17 protein-coding genes are annotated in these 20,379 nt (G+C 71.1%); 7 read left to right on the top strand and 10 right to left on the bottom strand.

All coding sequences use genetic code 11. The features are described 5' to 3' along the window. Positions 1-50: 50 nt before the first annotated feature. Positions 51-3,287 carry an efflux RND transporter permease subunit gene (locus AB0O44_RS04640; protein ID WP_364134863.1) on the top strand — a complete coding sequence of 1,079 codons (3,237 nt, stop codon included), beginning with the start codon at positions 51-53 and terminating at the stop codon, positions 3,285-3,287. Positions 3,288-3,435: 148 nt separating this feature from the next. Further along, positions 3,436-4,374, top strand: a complete 939-nt coding sequence (locus tag AB0O44_RS04635) for a hypothetical protein (protein WP_364134861.1) — start codon at positions 3,436-3,438, stop codon at positions 4,372-4,374. Between the two features lie 93 nt (positions 4,375-4,467). On the opposite strand, the gene AB0O44_RS04630 is transcribed toward AB0O44_RS04635, so the two are convergent. After that, positions 4,468-5,925, bottom strand: a complete 1,458-nt coding sequence (locus AB0O44_RS04630) for an MFS transporter (protein WP_364134858.1) — start codon at positions 5,923-5,925, stop codon at positions 4,468-4,470. A 197-nt stretch (positions 5,926-6,122) separates the two neighbouring features. Between AB0O44_RS04630 and AB0O44_RS04625 the strand changes: the two genes are divergently transcribed. Together AB0O44_RS04625 and AB0O44_RS04620 are read left to right on the top strand one after the other, a co-directional pair. Next, complete coding sequence (locus AB0O44_RS04625) at positions 6,123-7,226, top strand: LLM class flavin-dependent oxidoreductase (RefSeq protein ID WP_364134855.1); 1,104 nt, start codon at positions 6,123-6,125, stop codon at positions 7,224-7,226. Beyond that, positions 7,226-7,732 (top strand): MarR family winged helix-turn-helix transcriptional regulator, encoded by a 507-nt coding sequence (locus tag AB0O44_RS04620; RefSeq protein ID WP_364135773.1) that lies wholly within the window; start codon positions 7,226-7,228, stop codon positions 7,730-7,732. The genes AB0O44_RS04625 and AB0O44_RS04620 overlap by 1 nt, the downstream gene beginning before the upstream one ends. Here AB0O44_RS04620 and AB0O44_RS04615 read toward each other — a convergent pair. The 3 genes from AB0O44_RS04615 to AB0O44_RS04605 form a co-directional block, all read right to left on the bottom strand. Next, on the bottom strand, positions 7,729-8,535 hold the full coding sequence (locus AB0O44_RS04615) for a transglutaminase family protein (protein WP_364134853.1): 807 nt from the start codon (positions 8,533-8,535) through the stop codon (positions 7,729-7,731). The genes AB0O44_RS04620 and AB0O44_RS04615 overlap by 4 nt on opposite strands. Positions 8,536-8,614: 79 nt before the next feature. After that, positions 8,615-9,442 carry a hypothetical protein gene (locus AB0O44_RS04610; RefSeq protein WP_364134851.1) on the bottom strand — a complete coding sequence of 276 codons (828 nt, stop codon included), beginning with the start codon at positions 9,440-9,442 and terminating at the stop codon, positions 8,615-8,617. 30 nt (positions 9,443-9,472) lie between these two features. Beyond that, positions 9,473-10,861 (bottom strand): M20/M25/M40 family metallo-hydrolase, encoded by a 1,389-nt coding sequence (locus tag AB0O44_RS04605; protein ID WP_364134848.1) that lies wholly within the window; start codon positions 10,859-10,861, stop codon positions 9,473-9,475. 182 nt (positions 10,862-11,043) lie between these two features. Between AB0O44_RS04605 and AB0O44_RS04600 the strand changes: the two genes are divergently transcribed. Together AB0O44_RS04600 and AB0O44_RS04595 are read left to right on the top strand one after the other, a co-directional pair. Continuing rightward, entirely contained in the window at positions 11,044-11,661 is a 618-nt protein-coding gene (locus AB0O44_RS04600) for a DUF1684 domain-containing protein (RefSeq protein WP_290257869.1), read from the top strand. A gap of 4 nt (positions 11,662-11,665) precedes the next feature. Further along, positions 11,666-12,151, top strand: coding sequence for a GtrA family protein (locus AB0O44_RS04595; protein WP_290257458.1), 486 nt, complete (start codon positions 11,666-11,668; stop codon positions 12,149-12,151). Positions 12,152-12,176: 25 nt separating this feature from the next. Here the strand turns inward: AB0O44_RS04595 and AB0O44_RS04590 are convergent, their stop codons facing one another. The 6 genes from AB0O44_RS04590 to AB0O44_RS04565 form a co-directional block, all read right to left on the bottom strand. Then, positions 12,177-13,331 (bottom strand): cysteine desulfurase family protein, encoded by a 1,155-nt coding sequence (locus AB0O44_RS04590; protein ID WP_364134846.1) that lies wholly within the window; start codon positions 13,329-13,331, stop codon positions 12,177-12,179. Beyond that, positions 13,328-14,353 carry a carboxylating nicotinate-nucleotide diphosphorylase gene (gene nadC / locus AB0O44_RS04585; RefSeq protein ID WP_364134844.1) on the bottom strand — a complete coding sequence of 342 codons (1,026 nt, stop codon included), beginning with the start codon at positions 14,351-14,353 and terminating at the stop codon, positions 13,328-13,330. Before nadC ends, AB0O44_RS04590 begins: the two co-directional genes overlap by 4 nt. Then, complete coding sequence (locus AB0O44_RS04580) at positions 14,350-16,170, bottom strand: FAD-binding protein (protein WP_364134841.1); 1,821 nt, start codon at positions 16,168-16,170, stop codon at positions 14,350-14,352. Before AB0O44_RS04580 ends, nadC begins: the two co-directional genes overlap by 4 nt. After that, positions 16,167-17,468, bottom strand: coding sequence for a quinolinate synthase NadA (gene nadA / locus AB0O44_RS04575; protein WP_364134838.1), 1,302 nt, complete (start codon positions 17,466-17,468; stop codon positions 16,167-16,169). The genes AB0O44_RS04580 and nadA overlap by 4 nt, the downstream gene beginning before the upstream one ends. After that, the gene (locus AB0O44_RS04570) at positions 17,465-18,175 is read right to left on the bottom strand and encodes an NUDIX domain-containing protein (RefSeq protein ID WP_364134836.1); all 711 of its coding nucleotides are present in this window, start codon (positions 18,173-18,175) and stop codon (positions 17,465-17,467) included. Before AB0O44_RS04570 ends, nadA begins: the two co-directional genes overlap by 4 nt. 147 nt (positions 18,176-18,322) lie before the next feature. Further along, positions 18,323-18,796, bottom strand: coding sequence for an Lrp/AsnC family transcriptional regulator (locus tag AB0O44_RS04565; RefSeq protein WP_364134833.1), 474 nt, complete (start codon positions 18,794-18,796; stop codon positions 18,323-18,325). A 172-nt stretch (positions 18,797-18,968) separates the two neighbouring features. On the opposite strand from AB0O44_RS04565, the gene AB0O44_RS04560 reads away from it, so the two are divergent. Next, positions 18,969-20,348 (top strand): amino acid permease, encoded by a 1,380-nt coding sequence (locus AB0O44_RS04560; protein ID WP_364134830.1) that lies wholly within the window; start codon positions 18,969-18,971, stop codon positions 20,346-20,348. Positions 20,349-20,379 lie beyond the last annotated feature (31 nt).

Below are 20,379 nucleotides of genomic sequence, written 5' to 3'. Positions count from 1 at the left end.
CTTGAGGCGTTCCGTCGGGTACGGCGTCCGTAGACCCCAGGAGTTCATGAATGTTCCGGCTGGCCAGGCTCTCGCTCGGAAACCGGGCGCTGATCGCGCTGATCACCGTCTTTGCCTCGGTCTTTGGGGTGATCACCATGACCTCGCTGAAGCAGGAGCTCATCCCCTCGATCGAGTTCCCGCAGATCACGGTGATCACCTCGATGCCGGGCGCCTCGCCCGAGGTCGTGGACAAGCAGGTGAGCGGTCCGCTGGAGACCGCCCTGCGCGGCGTCGAGGGCCTGGAATCGACGTCGTCCACCTCGCGCAACGGCGTCTCGCAGATCACCCTGGCGTTCACCTACGGCTCCAACCTGGACCGTGCCCGGAACCAGATCGACCGTGCCATCTCCAACGCCAAGCAGGCGCTGCCCAAGGACGTCCAGCCGCAGGCGATCGCCGGCAGCATCAGTGACTTCCCGATCGTGTACCTGGCGGTCTCCTCGGACAAGCCGCTCAGTGAGCTCAACACCGACCTCGCCCGGCTAAGCGTGCCCCGGCTGCAGAAGATCGACGGCGTCCGCGGCGCCGAGGTCACCGGCGGCGCCACCGAGCACATCCAGATCCAGCCCAAGCCCGAGGCGATGGCGGCCGCCGGCACCTCCATCCAGGCGATCAGCGACGCCCTGAAGAACAACGGCAGCCTGGTCCCGGCCGGCAGCATCCAGGACCAGGGCAAGACCCTCTCCCTGCAGATTGGCAGCCCGGTGGACTCCGTGGACGCCATCAAGGCCCTGCCGCTGGGCGGGGCGCGCAACGCCGCCACGATCGGCAGCGTCGCCGACGTCTCGATCACCGAGGACGCCCGCACCTCCATCACCCGCACCAACGGCAAGGAGACCCTGGCGGTCTCCGTCACCAAGAAGCCCGAAGGCGACACCGTGGGCATCTCACACGCGGTCAAGGACGCCATCCCGCAGCTCGAGGCGGAACTGGGGTCCAACGCAAAGTTCACCCCTGTCTTCGACCAGGCGCCGTTCATCGAGAAGTCCATCAAGGACCTCACCACCGAGGGCCTGCTGGGCCTGGGCTTCGCCGTCGGCATCATCCTCTTGTTCCTGCTCTCGGTCCGCTCCACCCTGGTCACGGCCGTCTCGATTCCGCTCTCGCTCCTGATCACGTTCATCGGGCTGAAGGCCACCGGCTACTCGCTGAACATCCTGACCCTGGGCGCGCTGACCATCGCGATCGGCCGCGTGGTGGACGACTCGATCGTGGTGATCGAGAACATCAAGCGGCACCTCAGCTACGGCGAGGCGAAGATCACCGCGATCCTCACCTCGATCCGCGAGGTGGCCGGTGCGATCACGGCCTCGACCCTGACGACTGTGGCTGTGTTCCTGCCGATCGCGTTCGTGGCGGGCCTGGCCGGGGAGCTGTTCCGGCCCTTCGCGCTGACCGTCACGATTGCGCTGATCTCCTCGCTGTTGGTTTCCCTGACGATCGTGCCTGTGCTGGCCTACTGGTTCCTGCGCAACCCCCGAGCCAGGGACACAACAGAACCCTCCGACGCCGTCGGGGACACTGACGCCGCCGAAGCGGCCGCGAAGGCGCACGACGCCGAGCGGCGCAGCCTGCTGCAGCGCGGCTACCTGCCGGTGCTCACCAAGACCCAGCGCCACCCCGTCATCACGCTCATCGCCTCCGTCCTGGTCCTGGGCGGCACCGTTGCGATGACCCCGCTGCTGGCCACCGACCTGCTGGGCAACTCCGGCGAGAACAGCCTGACGGTGCGCCAGGCGCTGCCCGCCGGCACCAGCCTGGAGCAGGGCAACGCGGCCGCCGTCAAGGTCGAGGACGTGCTCCGCGGCATCGACGGGATCAAGAACATCCAGGTCACCACGGGCAACGCCCAGACCGGGTTCTCCGCCCTGCAGTCCACCGGCGCCGCCAACTCCACCTTCACCGTGGTCACTGACGACAAGGCGGACCAGAAGAAGTTGCAGGACACCGTTCGCACCCGGCTGGCCGCAATTTCCGACGCCGGCAAGATCACCGTCGGCTCCCAGCAGGGCGGCTTCGGGACGACGTCGACCGTGGACATCACGCTCAAGGCCGCCGGTTCGGCCGACCTGCAGGCCGCCAGCGACACGATGGTCAAGGCCATGGACGGCGTCCCCGGCTCCTCGGAGGTCAGCACCAACCTCGCCGCCAGCCAGCCCGTGGTCCAGGTCAAGGTGGACCGCGCCAAGGCCACCGCGGCCGGCCTGAACGAACAGCAGGTCGGCGCCGTCCTCGCCTCCACCATCAGCCCGATCCCGGCCGGCACGGTCCGGATCGGCACCAACGACTACCCGGTCCGGATCGGCGAGGGAACGAAGTTCAGCAGCATCGGCGCGGTCCGCGACCTGCAGCTGCCGACCGCGCGCGGACCCGTGCCGCTGTCCTCCATCGCCTCCGTGGAGCAGGCCGACGTGCCGGTCTCCATCACCGCCAGCAACGGGCAGCGGACCGCGCGCGTCTCCGTGACCCCCTCCGGCGGGAACCTCGGGGCCGTCAGCACCGAGGTGCAGGCCCGGCTGAAGACGGTCCAGCTGCCGCCGGGCGTCACCGCGGAAATCGGCGGCGCCACGACCCAGCAGGCCGAGTCCTTCGGACAGCTGGGCCTGGCCCTGCTGGCGGCGATCGCGATCGTGTACGTGATCATGGTGGCCACCTTCAAGTCGCTGGTGCAGCCGCTGATCCTCCTGGTGTCGATCCCGTTCGCGGCGACCGGTGCCATTGCCCTGCTGCTGATCACCAAGGTCCCGCTGGGCCTGCCGTCACTGATCGGCATGCTGATGCTGGTGGGCATCGTGGTCACCAACGCGATCGTGCTGATCGACCTGATTAACCAGTACCGTCAGCCACGCAACGGCGAACCCGGCATGAACGTCGCCGATGCCATCACCCACGGCGCCCGACAGCGTCTGCGCCCCATCCTGATGACGGCCCTGGCCACGGTCTTCGCCCTGACCCCGATGGCCCTCGGCCTGACCGGCGGCGGCGGGTTCATCTCCCAGCCGCTCGCCGTCGTCGTGATCGGCGGCCTGATCTCCTCCACCGCCCTGACCCTGATCCTGGTCCCCGTGCTGTACCGGCTGGTCGAGGGCCGGCGGGAGCGGAAGGCCCTGGAGCGCGTCGGGGGTGCCCCGGCGCGGGGACGCCACGCCCGGCCCGCGGATCCCGCTGGCCGGAACGGGGACGTTGCAGAGGATGCAACCGCGACTGCCGATGACCCGGACGAGGCCCCGGCGTTCCGCAACTAGTCAGGTGCGGGCGCCGTATCCCAACTAGCTCGCAGTTGTTGTCGTTCTGACCGCCCAAAACGACAACAACTGCGAGCTAGTTGGGTGACGGGAACATCGGGCTGTGGATAACCTCCGGCGCACGGCCCGATGTTGCCAGCATGGGGGGATGAAGATTCCGCGGCCGCTGCCGGATTCCATCGGCAGGGCACCCTTTACGTTCCGCGAGGCTCTCGACGCCGGCGTCAGCTACCGCCGGCTGCGACACCCGGGGCTCTCCTCGCCGGGCCGCGGAATCCGCATCCCCGCTGGCGACGAAGGGGCGAGGGAACTCGGGCGGACGGTCAGGCCCTACACCCTCATCACCGAATTTACAGCCGCATCGCATGCCACGGCTTTTCGGCTCTGGGATTTGCCGGGGTTCCTGCCCGGTGCGGACCGGCCGGGCATCCATCTGTCGCGGCCCGACACGATGGCCATCCCCCGGCGCGCCGGCGTCGTCGGCCACGTAGGACAGTTCTTCCCGGACGAGATCACTAGCTTGGACGGGCTGATCCTCACCACACGGGTCCGCACCTGGCTGGACGTGTCCCGGCTAATGGGCATCGATGAGCTCACCGTTGTCGCTGATCATTTGCTCCGCATCCCAAGGGCGGAGCTTGAAGGACGCAGCGCCCCGCACGCCACTCCCCAGCAGTTGGCAGACATGCTCGATAGGCACAAAGGCAGCCCCGGTATCCGCAAGGCCCGCATCGCACTGCAGCAGGCACGGATTGGCGCGGACTCCGCACCCGAGACCCGGCTGCGCCTCGCCTTGACGAGGGCCGGTCTCCCCGAGCCGCAACTGAACCCGAGTGTGCCGCTCCGTTCCGGCGTCGTCCGCCAACCCGACCTGGCCTATCCGGAATTTTGGGTGGCCGTGGAGTACGAAGGAGACGGACATTCCGAGTCCGGGCAGATCGTGCGGGACATCGCCCGGGAGGAGGACTTCACGAGGGCAGGCTGGTCTCTTGTCCGCCTCTCCAAGCGCCATATGACTACCGACGCCCGCTCCGCCGTGTCCAAGGTCTGCGCCGCCCTCCGGGACCGCGGTTGGATCGGCCGTTGACCATTGAGACGGACTAACTCGCAGTTGTTGTCGTTCTGGAGCCTCAAAACGACAACAACTGCGAGTTACTTGGGTTGGGCGTTCCGCAACTAGTCAGGTGCGGGCGTTGGCGGGGCCGACGGTTGCTTCCGGAGCCGGGTCCGAGAACGCCAGGCGGGGCACCAGGGCCAGGGCTGCCGCCGCGGCCAGGCCGGTGACGCCGCAGATCGCCCAGACCAGCAGGTAGCCGGCCAACGGGGCCGCGGTCTGCCCCGCGTCGGCACCTCCGACCCCGGCGTCGGCCGCGGCGTGGCTGAGCAGGGCGATGCCGAACACCGCCGAGGCGAAGGCTCCGCCGATGGTCTTGGTGGTGTTAGTCAGCCCGGTGGCCATGGCGGTCCGGTTCAACGGGGCCGCAGCCGCCGCGGCCGAGGGCAGCGCGGCCACCAGCGCGCCGGAGCCGACGCCGGCGATGGCCATGTTCACGAGCGTCTCGGCCAGGCTGGAGTGCAGCGGCAGGAACAGCAGGTAGCCGATGCCCACCAGCGCCGCGGCCCCCACGAGGGTTAGGCGCGGGGTCAGCCGCCGGGTCACCAGCGGATACAGCAGGGCCCCGGCGAGCAGCGCCAGCACGTACACCCCGATGATGATCGAGACCTGGCCGGAGCGCAGCCCCAGCCCGTAACCGTAGGTGCCAGGATCGGTTCGGGCGAAGGTGGACAGCGGGGCCTGGGCGCCGAGCACCGAGACGCCGAAGAGTCCGGCCGTGAGCTGTACTGGCCACATCGCCGGGGATCGGAGCATCCGGATGTCCACCAGCGGGTCCTCTTTGCGCAGCTCCACCTGCACGAACGGGACAAACACGGCGACGCCGGCGGCCAGCACCGCCCACACCCACCAGGCACCGGGACCGTTCAGCCGGATCAGGGTCAGGCCGGAGGTGACGAGCAGCAGGCCGACGGCGAGCAACGCCAGGCCCTGGGTGTCCACCCGGCCCGCGGCGCGCCCGGCGGACTCCGGGACCCCGAAGCGGATCACGAACCAGCAGGCGGTGACGGCGAGCGCCGGCACGGTCAGCACCAGCGGCAGCTGACCGGCCAACGCCTCGGCGAGCGCCCCGGAGGCGAGGGCCCCGGCGATCACGCCGAACTCCAGCGCCCCCACCAGGACGCCGGCCGCCCGGCGGGTGAGGGCGGCGCCGTCGGGCCGTCCGTGCACCAGGCTGAAGACGAGGGCGATCTCCAGCGGCAGCCAGACCACATAGAACCCCTGCAGAGACCAGGCGGCGAGGAAGGTCCAGAAGTCCGGCGCGAACGCCACCGCCCAGGACGCGGCGGCGGTGAGCGCGGTGGAAACCAGCAGGATCCGCCGGTGCCCGTAGAGGTCGCCCAGCTTCGCCAGCACCGGGACGGCGAGGGCGCTCACGGTCAGCTGCGCCGCCTCGAACCAGTTGACGTCCGCGTCGTGGATGCCCAGGTGGCGGGCGATGTCCGTGAGGATGGGCGTGTAGTACCCCTGCAGGATGCCGCTGGTGAGTTCCACCAGGCAGAGGAACGCGATGATCCGGCGCATGCGGGCCTTCCGTACGGGCTGGACCCGGGGCGGCCAGCGGATTGATTGCATCCTAGGTGCAGGCACGGCCGGCGGCGGCGAAGGTCCGGGAATACCTGCGCGTGGCGGCTGTTATACCGGTCGATAGATGCAAATGCATGTAAATCGGTTACACTGAGAGCAGGACCCCGGAAGCCTCCGGAACGGAAAGGATCATCATGCAGATCGGCGTATTCAGCGTCAGCGACATCACCACCGACCCCACCACGGGCCGGACCCCCACCGAGCACGAGCGCATCAAGGCTTCGGTGGCGATCGCCAAGAAGGTCGAGGAGATCGGCATGGATGTCTATGCCATCGGCGAGCACCACAACCGGCCGTTCTTCTCCTCCTCCCCCACCACCACGCTGGCCTACATCGCCGCTCAGACGGAGCGGATCATCCTCTCCACCGCCACCACCCTGATCACCACGAACGACCCGGTGAAGATCGCCGAGGACTTCGCGATGCTCCAGCACCTGGCCGACGGCCGCGTGGACCTGGTGCTGGGCCGCGGCAACACGGCCCCGGTCTACCCCTGGTTCGGCAAAAACATCCAGGACGGCATCGAACTCGCGATCGAGAACTACTCCCTCCTGCGCAAGCTCTGGGACGAGGACACGGTCAACTGGTCCGGCAAGCACCGCACCCCGCTGCAGAACTTCACCTCCACGCCGCGCCCGCTCGACGGCGTCGCCCCCTTCGTCTGGCACGGCTCCATCCGCACCCCGCAGATCGCCGAGGTCGCCGCGTACTACGGTGACGGCTTCTTCGCCAACAACATCTTCTGGCCCAAGGAGCACTACCAGCAGCTGATCGGCCTGTACCGGGAACGCTACGAGCACTACGGCCACGGCGCGGCGGACCAAGCGATCGTGGGCCTCGGCGGCCAGTTCTTCATGCGGAAGAATTCCCAGGACGCGGTCAAGGAGTTCCGCCCCTACTTCGACAACGCCCCGGTTTACGGCCATGGCCCCTCGCTGGAGGACTTCACCTCGCAGACCCCGCTGACGGTCGGCAGCCCGCAGGAAGTCATCGAGAAGACCCTGACGTTCCGCGAGTACTTCGGCGACTACCAGCGCCAGCTCTTCCTGATCGACCACGCCGGCCTGCCGCTGAAGACCGTCCTGGAGCAGCTGGACCTGTTCGGTGAGGAGGTGCTGCCGGTGCTGCGCAAGGAATATGCAGAGAAGACCCCGGCCCACGTCCCGGCGCCGCCCACCCACGCCGGCCGCGTCGCCGCGCAGCTGGCGGCCCACCAGGCCGCCCCGCAGGAGGCATGATGGCCGCGGGGGCGCCCGGCTCGGGGACCGGCACCGGCACAGCTACCGGCACCTCCCCGGCGCCGACAGTCCGGCTGGCGGCCCAGGCCTGGGAGTCGCTGTTCCGGGCGCAGGTAGCCGTCATGCGGCGCCTGCAGGGCGGCCCGGCGTTCCGCGACCTGGCCGTCAATGAGTACGACGTGCTGTTCACCCTCTCGGGCTGCCCCACGGGCTGGCTGCGGCAGAACGAACTGAACGACCACGTGCTGCTGAGCCAGTCCAGCCTGAGCCGCCTGGTGGAGCGGCTGGAGAAGCGGGGGCTGGTGGAACGGCGGCCGGCCCCCGACGACGGCCGCGGCGTCCTGGTCCGGCTCACCGACGCCGGCCGGGACCTGCAGAAGCAGATCGGCCGCGAGCACGTGCGGGACATTGCCGCCCTGGTGGGCCCGGCCCTGACCGCCGAGGAGCAACAGGAGCTGCTGCGGCTGACGGACAAGCTGCGGGCCTCGGTGCAGGCCCGAACCTAGCGGATGGTCACCAGCGCCGCCGGGTCCTCCTCGGGCAGGTCCCCGGCCACCGTGGCGGTGACCTTGAGTTCCCTCAGGGACAGGCTGCCGCCGACGGTGGAGAGGAAGGCCGTGTCCGAGGAGTCCCGGCCGGCGGTGATCCGCAGCATGCTCTCCCGCGGCGCCAGGCCGGTCGGGTCGATCACGTGCCACGCGCCGTCGACGTGGGCCTCCGCGACGGCGTGGAAGTCCATGGGGCTCAGCCCGGGGGCGTAGACCGCCGCAAGCCGGGCCGGGACGTTCTTGGAGCGCAGCAGGGCAATGGCCAGGTGGGCGAAGTCGCGGCAGACGCCGCGCCGGTGCAGCAGGGTCTCGACGGCGCCGTCGGTGCCGCGCGAGGAGCCGCTGACGTAGCGCAGCTCGTTGAAGACCCAGTCGCGGACGGCGTGCAGCAGTTCCGGACCCTGCAGGCCGCCGAACTCGGCGTAGGCCGTCGGCAGCAGCCGGTCCGATTCGGCGTAGCGGCTGGGCCGCACGTAGCGGATCAGTTCCATCAGCCCCGGCTCCTCGGGGTCCGCGGCGCCGGTGACGGTGGCGTTGTACTCCACCAGCACCTCGGTGGGCTCGGCGAACTCCATGTAGTGGAGCCGCCCGCCGTGGTGGTCGGCGAGCTCGGTCAGGGGAACCTCGACGCCGTCGGCGGTAACGGAGAGTTCCTCGTCAAAGCCGGTATAGCCGGGGTTGCGCGCCACAGCCACGGCCATGGCGACCTTGGTGCCGGCCACGGTCTTGAAGGCCATGCGGGCGGACACGATGCGTTCCATAATTCTCCGGGGGTGCGGGCGGGGCGCGTGCGCCTGCCGCCGGGGGTTCCCTGGCTGCCGTGGGGCCGGCGCGGCAGGGCTACTGTGTGATCCTCAGCGACATTAGCATCCGCTGGACATTGGCGAACTCGGACCCCTCGTTGACGTAGGCGTCGGCCTGGGCCAGCGTGTCGAACGCTTTGGCCGGGGCCACCCGCTGGTCCGGGGCGAAGGCCGTGAGCTCGCCCAGGTCGCCGAAGGAGATGTCGCCCTTGCCCTCGGGCCCTCGGACCACGTTCTGCAGGGCGCAGGCCTTGCCCCCGGTACCGCCGACGATGTTGGTGATGCCGTAGGAGCCGAAATACTTGTAGCCCTGGATCACGCGGTAGACCACGTGCGGATCGATCATCCCGCCGCCGGAAGAGTGCGGCAGGTCCACCGGCACGCTGCTGACCACGATGTAGGACTTGGCTGCGTCGGGGGCGCAGGAGGCCGGCGTCCGCGGCGGCAGTCCCGTCTGCAGGGTGGCGAGGTAGCGGCCGGCGGCGTCCTTGACCTCGACCTTGACCGCGCCGGGGAGGCTGCCCTGGGCCGGGGTCTGCGACTGGGCGATCCACTCCTGCGGCAGCTCGAAGCTGACCGACTTGGCCGGATCGGTGTAGGTCTTCCAGGCCGCCGCCGTGGCGCCGGCAGACGCCGTGGCCGTCGACGTTGAGCCCGGTGACGCGGGTCCCGGCGAGCCGGAGCCCGACGGCGTTGCGCCGCCGGAGGGTTGCGACGTCGCCGTCCCGCCGGCGTCGGCCGTCCACTGCGGTGCCGAGGGGCCGGCGGAGCACCCCGCGAGCGCGCCGGTGCCCAGCACCAGCGCCGCGACTAGCCCCACAGGCAGCCCAACCTGTCCACCGGTCCGCAGCCTCATCCGCATCATGCTGCCAGCGTAGTGCGGTCCCGGCACCGCTCAGAGCTTCCGGAGCAGCGTTTCGTAGAATCGGACGCCGCGGTCCAGGGCCTCGAGGGAGATCTTCTCGTCGACGGCGTGGATGGAGGCCCGGTCCGCCCGGTCCATGGCGAACGGCGCGAACCGGTACACCGCGTCGCAGATGCCGGTGAAGCGGCTGGAGTCGGTGCCGCCCATCATGATGTACGGGGTGACGATCGCCCCAGGGTAGGCCGTGCCGATGCACTCCGTCAGCAGCTCCCACGCCGGGCCGTGGGTCGCGGAAACCGGGGAGGGTTCGTTGCCCTCCACCACCCGCAGCTCCACCTTCGGGTCGCGGATGATCCGGCGGAGGCGCTCCACCGTGCCCGCCACGGTCTCGCCGACGGCCACGCGGATGTTGGCGTTGGCGGCGGCGGTGGCGGCCAGGACGTTGGCGCCGGCGCTGCCGCGCAGCGTGGTGATGGCGACGGTGGTCCGGGTCATGGCGTTGGTCTCGCCGCCGAGCCGGCCGAACAGCCAGGTCAGGGGCGTGCGCAGGCGCTCCACGTGGGCGAACGCCAGCCGCAGCGGGAGGGGCGCGTGCGGGCCGAAGCGGCGCAGCATCTCGGCGGTGACGTCCGGCAGGTGCTGCGGGAACGGGTGGTTCTCGATCCGGGTGATGGCCCGGGCCAGCCGGGCGGTGGCGCCCATCCGGGGCGGCGTGGAGGCGTGGCCGCCGGGATCCCGGGTGAGCAGTTCGACGTCCAGGATCCCCTTTTCGGCCACCCCGACGACGGCGGCCGGGCGGGTAACGCCCGGGAAGGCGCCACCGGCGACGGCGCCGCCCTCGTCCAGCACCAGTGCGGGCCGGACACCCCGTTCGGCCAGCAGCGCCGCGGCGGCGGCGGCGCTGTCCCCGGCGGTTTCCTCGTTGTCGCCGAAGGAGAAGTAGACGTCCCGGGCGGGCGCGAACCCCTCGGCCAGCAGCGCCTCCGCGGCGGAAAGGATCACCGCCAGCTGCCCCTTGTCGTCCAGGGTGCCGCGGCCCCAGAGATGCGTGCCGTCGTTGTGGCCGGAAAACGGCGGGTGGGTCCAGGCCGCCTCGTCCCCGGCGGGAACGACGTCGTAGTGGGCCATCAGCACCGCCGGCCCCTCCAGTCCGCCGGCCGTACCGGTTGTGGCGGGGGCCGTGTTGTCGGTGGGGCTGCTGGTGCGGGGGACGCCGGCCCAGCGGAACAGCAGGGCGCGGCCGTTGACCCGTTCCACGTCCATGGCCGCGTACACCCCCGGGAACAGCCCGGGCAGCGCGGCCAGGAACGCCTCGAATTCGGCCTCGTCGGTCCCGCCCGGGCTACGGGAGGAGACGGTCCGGTAGCTGACCAGCGTGGCGAGGGCATCCGCGACGGCGGCTGTGTCGGTGCTGTGCATGCGCGCCAGTCTAGGCACGGCCGGCCCCGGACGGCCGGAGGCGTCACCGCGCGGGGGGACCGCGGCGCAAACAGGGTTAGGCTGGAGGGATGTCGGAACAGGATCTTGAGGGTACGGATAAGGACGTCCAGTCGGATGCGGCTGCCGGGACGGAGGCCGACACCGGGGACGACGTCCTGCAGATGTCCGCGCTCGACATCGCCGACTGGCGGCTCCGGACCTTCGACCTCTACGCCACCGTCCGGAAAATCGCCGCGGACAGCCCCGCCGAGGCGCACGCCTACTGGCGCCACACCCGCGACCGGATGTTCGTTACCCACCCCGCCTCGCCCCTGACCCGGGCCGCGAAGGCCGAATTCTCCGGCCTTAAGACCGCCGACTACGACCCGATCTACCGCTTCCACGTCCCGATCACCCCGGAAGGGGCGGGACGTGAGATGAACGTCGAGACCGGCACCGACGGCGTCGTCCGCTTTGTCCGCCTCGGCACATTCGACCTGCCCGAGATCGGCCAGCTGGCCGTCTGGAAGCACCAGGGCTACGGCGGCGGTATCTTCGTGCCGTTCCGCGACGCCACCGCGGGACAGCCCGGGGGCAGCTACGGGGCCGGACGCTACCTGATCGACACGATCAAGGGCGCGTTCCACGGGGTGACCGGATCCGGTCCGGACGCCAGCTTCGTCCTGGACTTCAACTTCGCGTACAACCCGTCCTGCGCCTACAACGAGGCCTGGGCCTGCCCGCTGCCGGGCCCGTCCAACCGGCTGGCGGTCGAACTGCCCGCCGGGGAGCTCTACTAGCCGGATGGAACCCCAACTCCAGGCCGACCCGCCCGGGGCCCCCGCTCCCCCGGTCACCCGCGCGCCCCGGCGCCGCGGGCTGCTGCGGTACCCGGTGGTGCGGCAGCTGCTGCGGTTCACCGGCGTCGGCGTGGTGTGCACGGTGACGTCGCTGGCGCTCTTCGCGCTGCTGCGGCCGTGGATCGGACCGCAGCCGGCCAACGCCGCGGCGCTGATCCTGACCTCCCTGATGAACACGGCACTGAACCGGCGGCTGACGTTCAAGATCACGGACACCCACCGGATGCGCCGCGACCACCTCAACGGCCTGATCGTGATCCTGGTGGCGTTGCTCATCACCGGCGGCAGCCTGGGCATCCTGCACTGGGTCAAGCCGGACGCCACCGTGGCCGAGGAGCTCTGGACCACCACGCTCTCCGGCTTCCTCGCCACCGCCGTGCGGTTCACCATGCTGCGGCACTGGATCTTCCGGCGGGCCCGGCACCGCTAAGGCCCTTCGCCAATATAGCCCGGCGTTACGCCCCGAGGGACCGCACGCTGCCGACCGCCCCGCGGACCGCGGCGGCCGCCTGGTCTAGCTCGGCGGCGGTGATGCCGGCGTCGAAACTGAACCGGACCGCCGTCTGCGCCACCGCTGCGGGGATCCCCATCGCCACCAGCACCGGGGAGGGCTCATCGGACCCGGCGGCGCAGGCCGAGCCGCTGGAACACACCACGCCCCGGCGCTCCAGCTCCAGCAGCACCGACTCGCCGCTGGTGCCGGGGAAGCAGAACGACGCCACGGAGGGCAGCCGTTCGGCCGGGTGCCCGGTCAAGACCGCACCCGGCACGTTGGCGAGGACCGCGGCGATGAACCCGTCCCGCAGCGCCGCCACCCGGGCGGCACGCCCGGCCTGGTCCTGGGCCGCGAGCGTCAGCGCCGTCGCCAGCGCCACCGCGGCGGCCACGTTTCCGGTCCCGGAGCGGCGGCCGCGTTCCTGGCCGCCACCGTGGACCAGCGGCTCCAGCCGGGTCCGGCCGCGCACCACCAGGGCACCGCAGCCCTTGGGCGCGCCGAGCTTGTGCCCGGACACCGATAGCGCGGCCACGCCCAGCGCCGCCGCGTCGAGCGGCAGCCAGCCGGCGGCCTGCACCGCGTCGGTGTGCAGCGGGACGCCCGCGTCGGCGGCCACGCCGGCCAGCCGGGCCACGGGCTGGACGGTTCCCACCTCGTTGTTGGCGTACATGACGCTGGCGACGGCGGTCTCCGGGCGCAGCGCCGCGGCGAAGGCATCCTCCGTGACCTGTCCGTAGCGGTCCACCGGGATCACGTCCACCGCGAAGCCGTGCACGCGTTCGAGGTAGCGGGCGGATTCGGTCACGGCGGGATGTTCGACGGCGCTGATGGCAACCCTGTCCAGCCGGGGATCCGTAGCACGGCGGGTTAGCGCGATGCCCTTGACCGCCAGGTTGTCCGCCTCCGTGCCGCCCGAGGTGAACACGATTTCCCCGGGGCGGCAGCCCAGGACCCGTGCCACGGCCGCCCGGGCGTCCGCGAGGGCCGCCGCGGCCGCCTCCCCCAGCGAGTGGTGGCTGGAGGGGTTGCCGAACTCCCCGCTCAGGTGGGGCCAGATGGCCGCCAGCACCTCCCGGCGGACCGGGGTCGTGGCGGCCGCGTCGAGGAAGATCACGGCGTCCCCTGGGCTCCCGGGTCGGGCTGCGGAGTGGTGCCGGAGCCGGCGTCGGTGTCCAGGTCAGTGTTCGGATCGGTGCCCGGTTCAAAGTCCAGTTCAATATCCAGCCCCAGGTCCAGGGCGGCGACGCTGTGGGTGAGGGCACCGATGGAGATCACGTCCACGCCCGTTGCGGCGATCGCGGCGACGGTGCCCAGATTGACGTTGCCGCTGGCCTCCACCCGGGCGCGCCCGGCCACCAGGTCGACGCCGTCGGCCAGCTCCATCAGGGAGAAGTTGTCCAGCATGATGGTATCCACCCCGGCGGCGAGTACCGGCTCGATCTGCTCCATGGTGTCCACCTCCACCTCGAAGTGGGTGGTGTGGCCCAGCCGGGCCCTGGCCTCCCGCAGCACGGTGGTCAGCCTGGCCGGGTCTCCCCCGGTGAGCACGGCCAGGTGGTTGTCCTTGGCCAGGACGGCGTCCGAGAGTCCCGCCCGGTGGTTGCTGCCGCCCCCGCACCGCACGGCGTAGCGTTCCAGGACGCGCAGTCCCGGCGTGGTCTTGCGGGTGTCGGTGATGCGGGCCCGGGTGCCGGCCACGAGGGCGACGTACTCGGCGGTTTTGGTGGCAATCGCACTCATCCGCTGCACCAGGTTCAGGGCCACCCGTTCGGCCAGCAGCACGCCGCGGGCGTCACCGGTGACCCTGGCCAGGGGCGTGCCCGCGTCGAAGCGCTCCCCGTCCGCCAGCAGCAGGCTCACGACGGCGTCCGCGTCGGCGAGTTTCATGGCCGCCGCGAAGACCTGGCCGCCGCTGAAGACCCCGGGCACGCGGGCGGCCAGCACCGCCGTCGCGCGGGTCCCGGCGGGGATGAGCGTCTGGGAGGTGATGTCCCCGTAAGGGGCGTCCTCCGCGAGCGCGGCGCACAGGACGGCGTCGACGGCGGCGGCCGGCAGGGTCCCGGCCACGGCTGCGGGAGCGACGGCGGGGCTCGCGGCCGGGCGGGTGCTGCGGGCGGCCGGGGCGGGTGCTGTCATGACGTGATCCTTTGCTTGGAACGGGTGGCGTGCCGCGGGCCGTGGGCGGGCTGCGGGAGGTGGAGGGACCGGGGCTCCGGGGTGCGCGGGACGGCCGCCGCGGCCTCCGGGTCCGCCCGGAAGTGTGCGCCCACCGAGCCGGTGCGGCGCCGGGCCGCCTCGACGAGGAGGGTGGCGGCCAGCAGCAGGTTGCGGTCCTCGTGGCCGGCCCGGTCCGCGCTCTCCGACACGGTCTCCGGGCGGAGGTCGGACGCCCAGGCGGTGAGCCGGGCCGCCGCGGCGTCCAGCCCGGCGCCCGTACGCGAGACCCCGGCGGCCCGGGTCATGAGCCGGCCCAGGGCACCCCGGGAAAACGCCCCGGGCCAAGTCTCTATACAACCCTCGGGAAAAGCCGGTGTGGTGCCTCCCGATTCCGCGTCGCGCGACAGCGCTGCGGAAGCGTGCGTCAAGGCGAGGCCGCCCGCGGCCGTGGGCCCACACGATCCGGGTTCCCTGACCGAGCTTGCGAGGTTAGGGCGATCGTGGGGAGCACGCGGAGCAGTGCTGTGGTGCGACTGCTCAGCTCCGAGGAAGTCCTCCACGGCCCGGCGCCCGAACACCAGCCCCTCCAGCAGGGAGTTGCTGGCCAGGCGGTTGGCCCCGTGCACCCCGGTGCAGGCGACCTCCCCGGCGGCGTAGAGCCCGGGGACGGTGGTGCGCCCGGCGAGGTTGGTGGCGACGCCGCCCATCCAGTAGTGCGCCGCCGGCGAGACGGGCACGGTCTCTTCCGTCCAGTCGTAGCCGGCAGCGCGCGTGCCCGCACTGATGGTGGGGAACCTTCGTGCCAGGTAGCCGGCGCCGCGGGCGGCCTCGATCCCGCGCGCGTCGAGGTGGACGGCGGTTCCGGCGTCGGCGCCGGTGGCGGCGAGGTGCAGGGCGATGCTGCGGGAGACGACGTCGCGCGGTGCCAGTTCGGCGTCGGGGTGGTAGTCCGGCAGGAAGCGGCGGCCGGCGGCGTCGCGGAGCACGGCGCCCTCGCCGCGTACGGCCTCGGAGACCAGCAGGGCGGGCGGTCCGTCGGGGGTGTCGGCGGTGGCCAGGGTGGTGGGGTGGAACTGGTAGAACTCCAGGTCCCGCACGGCGGCACCGGCGCGCCAGGCCAGGGCCAGCCCGTCGGCGGTGGCGACCCGCGGGTTGGTGGTGCGGGAGAACATCCGGCCCGCCCCGCCGGTGGCCAGGAGCACGGCGTCGGCGTCCAGGCGGTGCCGCCGCCCGCCGGCGAGGTAGGCGACGCCGGTCACCGCCCCGGCGTCCTGGCCGCCGGCATCAGGGCCGTTGAGCAGCGCGGTGGCGAAGGCCCCGGTGAGGACCCGCAGCCGGCCACGGGCTGCCTGTTCCAGCACGGCGGCACCGAGGGCGCTGGAGATCCGGGCGCCCGTGGCGTCACCGCCGGCGTGCAGGATCCGGGCGGCGGAGTGGGCCGCCTCGAGGCCCAGCGCGGGGCCGCCGGTGGCCGCGGCGTCGAATTCCACGCCGAAGCGGCGCAGCCCCGCGATGTCCCGGACCGCCTCGGTGCAAAGCACCCGGACGGCCTCGGGGTCGCTCAGTCCGGCACCGGCGGCGAGGGTGTCGGCGATGTGGGCGGAGACCGAGTCCCCGGTGGACGCTTCCCCGGGGCCCAGGACGGCGGAGATCCCGCCCTGGGCGTAGCCGGTATTGCCGTCCCCGAGCGTCCCCTTGGTCAGCAGCACCGCCTCGACGCCGGGTGCCTCGGCCGCGAGCAGCGCGGCGTACAGCCCGGCGATGCCGCTGCCGATAATGACCAGGCGCCTGGTCACGGCCGCGCCCCCAGCATGCGTTCCAGTGCCACCCGGGCCGGGGCCGCGACATCATCGTCCACGGTGATGCGGTTGACCACCTCGCCGCGGACCAGGGCCTCGAGCACCCAGGCCAGGTATCCGGGGTGGATGCGGTACATCGTGGAGCAGGGGCAGATCACCGGGTCCAGGCAGAAGATCGTGTGCTGCGGGTACTCCGCGGCCAGCCGGTTGACCAGGTTAATCTCGGTGCCGACGGCGAAGACCGTGGGCTCGATGGCGGCCGCGATGGCCTTGCGGATGAAGTCGGTGGAGCCGGCGGCATCCGCGGCGTCGACCACCGGCATCGGGCACTCCGGGTGCACGATCACCTGAACGTTCGGGTACTCGGCCCGCGCCTTCTCGATCTGCGCGACGGTGAAGCGCTTGTGCACGGAACAGAAGCCGTGCCAGAGGATCACGCGGGAGTCCTGCAGCGTCTGCTCGTCGTTGCCGCCGAGGTCCTTGCGCGGATTCCACATCGGCATCTGCTCCAGCGGCACGCCCATGGCCTTGGCGGTGTTGCGGCCCAGGTGCTGGTCGGGGAAGAACAGCACCCGCTGGCCGCGCTCGAACGCCCATTCCAGTACCGTGGCGGCGTTCGAGGAGGTGCAGACGATGCCGCCGTGCTCGCCGCAGAAGCCCTTGAGTGCGGCCGAGGAGTTCATGTAGGTGACCGGGATGACGGGGACCCGGCCGCCGGCGTCCGGTTCAGTGCCGAAGAGTTCCTCCAGCTGCTCCCAGCACTCGGTGACCGAGTCGATGTCCGCCATGTCCGCCATCGAGCAGCCCGCGGCGAGATTGGGCAGGATCACGGCCTGGTCCGGGGCGGAGAGGATGTCCGCGGTTTCGGCCATGAAGTGCACGCCGCAGAAGACGATTGCCTCCGCCTCGGGCCGGGTCAGCGCCGCGTTGGCCAGCTGGAAGGAGTCGCCCACGAAATCGGCGTATTCGACCACCTCGTCACGCTGGTAGAAGTGGCCCAGGATCACGGCCCGGTCCCCCAGCGTGGCCTTGGCGGCGCGGATCCGGGCGTCGAGTTCGGCGTCGGTGGCCCGCTTGTACTCCTCCGGCAGCTGCCCCTGCCGCGGGGTCGACGGCGGGGCCACATCGGCTGCCGAGGCGCCCGGACCGTACGCCGGGACGCCGGCCAGCGCCTCGGCCAGGTCGAAGTCCCAGGGACCGCTGGCCAGCGCCGGACTGCAGGTGGACCCCGCGGCCGCACTAGATGTTGCCTGTTCCCGGGTGATCAGCTGGATTGCCGTGTTGACGCTGCTCATGGTGTGCTCCTGTGGTCGGGATCGAGGCCGGGGCGGCCGGTGTAACGGTAGAGGCGGGGCGGGCGGTGTTTGCCGCCCTGGAGGTATTCGTCGGTTTCTTCGATTTCCGGGGCCGCCTTGATCTGGCGGCGGAAATTCGCGGGGTCCAGTTCGCGGTCCAGGACGGCCTCGTAGACCTCGCGCAACTGGGCGAGGGTGAAGTACTCGCCCAGGAAGTGGTAGGCGATGGGGCCGTATTCGAGCTTGTTGCGCAGCCGCCACAGTGCGTAGTCGACGATCGCGTTGTGGTCGAAGGCCAGCTGGCCGGGCCGGTCCGCCCGTACCCAGCGGACGTTCTCCGACTCGTCGGCGAGCGCCGCCTCGGTGGGGCGCACCAGCGCCCAGTAGACGATAGAGACCACGCGCTGGGTGGGTGAGCGGTGCAGGCCGCCGAAGGCGTAGAGCTGTTCGAGGTAGCTGGGCGCCAGACCGGTGGTCTCGCGCAAGTTCCGGGACGCGGCGTCCTGCAGGGATTCGTCGTGGCTGAGCGGGCCGCCCGGGAGCGCCCACAGGCCCTTGTACGGTTCGCGGATCCGCCGCACCAGCGGGATCCAGAGGGTGGGCCGGCCCGAGGACTCGCTTGGCCGGAGGGCGAAGATCACCGTGGAAATGGCCAATGACGGCGGCGCGAGGCGGCGCTCGCTGACATTTGCCGGTGAGGTGTACATGGTGCTCTGCCCCCGCGGTTCGGGGTCCGGGGCCGGTGGCGGGCGCCGGCCGGACGGCTCCGGCCCGACTGCCGGAGTAGTTATAGTCAGATTGACTAGAACTGATTCTACGCCGACGCCGGCGGGGCACCAAATGGTGACGGGGCGCTACTGCGGGCGGGCCGCGGACTCCAGCAGCGGCAGCGTCCTGCCCTCGAAGTGGGTGTTGAGCACGATCACCGACGAGGAGCGCAGCACGGTCCGCGTGGCGATCATGGCATCCAGGACCCGCTGCAGGTCCGGGTTGGAGCGGGCGGCGATCCGGGCCATCAGGTCCGAACTGCCGGAGACGGTGTGGATCTCGATCAGTTCCGGGATCTGCGCCAGCGCCTCCACGACGGCGTCGTGGCCCAGGTCCTGGTTGATGGTCAGCGAACAGAACGCCACCACGGGGTAGCCGAACCGGGCGGGGTCCGGCTGCGGCACCCAGGAGCCGATCACGCCGGACTCCTGCATGCGATCCAGCCGGGACTGCACGGTCGCCCGGGCGACCTTCAGCACGCGGGAGGCCTCCAGCACCGAGGAGCGCGGGGAATCGGTGAAGAATCGAACAATTTTGGCATCGAGCGCGTCGACGGTCATGGCGGATTCCTCGATTTCGGGCGAAGCAGAAGTACAAACAGCAGAATAACGGCCGGTTTTGAAAGCAAACTGCCACCATAATCTCACGCCAGTGGTTCTTCGGCGCCGCGGCCGGGCGGTAAATTCAAATGGTCCCAAAAGGACATCCCACCACGCAGAGAAGGTCCGCCAGATGACAACGAAGTCCGCCGCGACGGAACCCGGCCGCGAGCTCGGCCACACCATGCTGCCCCGGCAGCTGACCATGATGGGCCTCGGCAGCGCGATCGGCGCCGGCCTGTTCCTGGGCTCCGGGGCGGGCGTCCAGGCCGCCGGCCCCGCCGTCCTGCTCTCCTACCTGGTCGCCGGGACGCTGATCATCATCGTGATGTGGGCCCTTGGCGAGATGGCCGCGGCAAACCCCGTCAGCGGGGCGTTCTCCGTCTACGCCCAGCGCGCCCTCGGCAACACCGCCGGCGCCACCGTCGGCTGGCTCTGGTGGCTGCAGCTGGTGGTGGTGATTGCCGCGGAGGCCCTCGGCGCGGCGGGCCTGCTCTTCACCGTCTGGCCGGTGCTGCCTGTCTGGGCCCTGTCGCTGATCTTCATGGCGGTGTTCACCGCCATCAACCTCGCCGGCGTGAAGAACTTCGGCGAGTTCGAGTTCTGGTTCGCCATCCTCAAGGTCGCCGCGATCGTCATCTTCCTGATCATCGGTGCCGCCCTGATCCTCGGGTTGCTGCCGGACGTGCCGGGGCCTGGGCTGTCGGTTATCACCGCCGACTTCGCGCCCGCGGGCCTGGGCGGCATCGCCACGGCCCTGTTCGTGGTGATCTTTGCCTTCGGCGGCACCGAGATCGTCAGCGTCGCCGCCGCCGAGACCAAGGATCCGGAGCGCAGCGTGCGCCACGCGATCCGGACCGTGGTCTGGCGCATTCTGGTCTTTTACATCGGCTCGGTCTTCGTGATCGCCGCGGTCCTGCCCTCGACGTCGGAGGCGCTGAAGTCCCCCTTCGCCGGGGTCCTGGACGCCGCCCGGATTCCCGGGGCGGGCGCCGCGATCACCCTGGTGGCCGTCGTCGCCCTCCTGTCGGCGCTGAACGCAAACCTCTACGGCGCGTCCCGGATGGCCTTCTCGCTCTCCCAGCGCGGGGAGGCGCCGCGGGTGCTGTCCCGGCTGAACGCCGCCCGCGTCCCGGTGGTGGCGGTGGCGGTCTCGGTGGCCTTCGGCTTCATCGCCGCCGTTCTGGAGCTGCTCTTCCCGGACCGGATCCTGCCGGCACTGTTCCAGCTGGTGGGATCGACCTGCCTGGTGGTCTGGGGCTCGGCCCTGGTCTCCCAGCTGGTGCTGCGCCGGCGGGCCGACCGGGCCGGGACGGTGCTGCCGCTGCGGATGAAGGGGTTCCCGGCGCTGACCATCGTCGGCCTGGTGCTGCTGGCGCTGATCTTCGCCGTCGGCTTCAGCAGCCCGGAGAGCAGCAAGCAGCTGGTCAGCACGTTGATCCTGGTGGCCGCCATCGCCGCGGCCTGCTGGGCCGGGGCCCGGTTCGGAAGGACCCGCCGGACAGACGGCTGACCTGACCGGGGCGCAGCTATACAAGCTGCTA

Source organism: Arthrobacter sp. NPDC080082 (assembly GCF_040686595.1).
GTDB lineage: Bacteria > Actinomycetota > Actinomycetes > Actinomycetales > Micrococcaceae > Arthrobacter.
The sequence above is the reverse complement of the archived record's forward strand: the minus strand, read 5'-3'. Positions and strand labels throughout refer to the sequence as shown.